Source organism: Halorubrum sp. SD612 (assembly GCF_002135005.1).
In genome coordinates this window covers 1-1,142 of sequence record NZ_NEWI01000392.1, presented here as the reverse complement: position 1 = coordinate 1,142, position 1,142 = coordinate 1, and the positions used below count along the sequence as shown (strand labels likewise).

The window sequence follows — 1,142 nt, the reverse complement described above, 5'->3', positions numbered from 1 at the left end:
GCGTTGGTGTAGCCCGCGAGCGCGACCAGGTCGAAGCCGGAGTCGCGGCGCTGCTCGCGGCGGGCCTCCTCCTTCGCCGCGATCGACTCCAGCTCGTCTCGGATCTCCGATATCTGCCGTTTGATGTCGCGCTCGACGCTCTCGTCGTACTCGCCGAGCCCCATGAACCCCGGGCGCTCGTCGCGCTTCGCGAGGCTCGCCTTCGCCTCGGCGCGCGGGAGCTCGTAGCGAAGCTCCGCGAGGTCGACCTGAAGCTGCGCCTTCCGGGTGTCGGCGCGTTGGCCGAAGATCTCCAGGATGAGCGTGAAGCGGTCGACGACCTCGACGCCCTCCGGGAGCCTCCCGCCGACGTTGAACGTCTGGTACGGGCCCACGTCGTTGTCGATTATCACCGCCTCGGCGTCCGTCCGACGGACGAGGTCGCGGAGCTCCGCGACCTTTCCCTCCCCGAACATGAACGCGGCGTCCTCGGTGCGGGTCTGGGTGAGCTCGCCGACCACGTCGTAGCCCGCGGCGGCCGCGAGCTGCGAGATCTCGGTGAGGTCCGCCTCCCCGCTATCGACCCGCTTCGCGACGACCGCGCGGCGCCCCTCGGTCGGTGGCTCGGCGCTGGCGTCCGTTCGCTCGGCGCCCCCGCTCATCGGAGGAGGTTCCGGGCGGCGTACGCGGCGTGGTGTGCTGCCTGCACTGTTTCGCGCTCGCCTACGCTCTCGACGTATTTAAACTCGGGCTGGAAGCTGAGCCCGACCCGTTCCGCCGGCTCCTCGTAGAACTCCCCGCCCTCCGCGACGACCGGCCCGTTCGGCGGGGTCGGGAGGTCGCCCACCGCCTCGGCGGCGAGGGAGACAGTCGCCTCCAGCGTCGGGCCCTCGCGCGCGGCGGCGAAGCCCATCCCCTCCACCGAGCGGATCCGGGAGGAGTCGATCCGCGCGTGGACCGCGGCCGCGACCATCAGGTACCCGCCGTCCTCCTCGTGGCGGCCGCTGATGTCCACGCCGACGACCTCAGGGGCGGGCGTCAGTCACCACGGTTCGTTCCACGGGTCTGCCCGCGACTGCTCGTGCGTCCATGCACCGCGGTAGGTCCCCCGCCGAGTTGAACGTTCCCGTGCCGGGCGTCGGGCGACAGCCGGTCCGTCCGGG

1 protein-coding gene and 1 pseudogene are annotated in these 1,142 nt (G+C 71.8%); both read right to left on the bottom strand.

Annotated elements, in window-relative coordinates; genetic code table 11:
• Positions 1–641, bottom strand: a pseudogene (locus B9G38_RS17605) (GTPase HflX); the annotation flags it as partial.
• Positions 638–994, bottom strand: coding sequence for a DUF2209 family protein (locus tag B9G38_RS17600; RefSeq protein WP_086221206.1), 357 nt, complete (start codon positions 992–994; stop codon positions 638–640). The gene B9G38_RS17600 and the pseudogene B9G38_RS17605, both read right to left, overlap by 4 nt.
• Between the last annotated feature and the right edge of the window lie 148 nt (positions 995–1,142).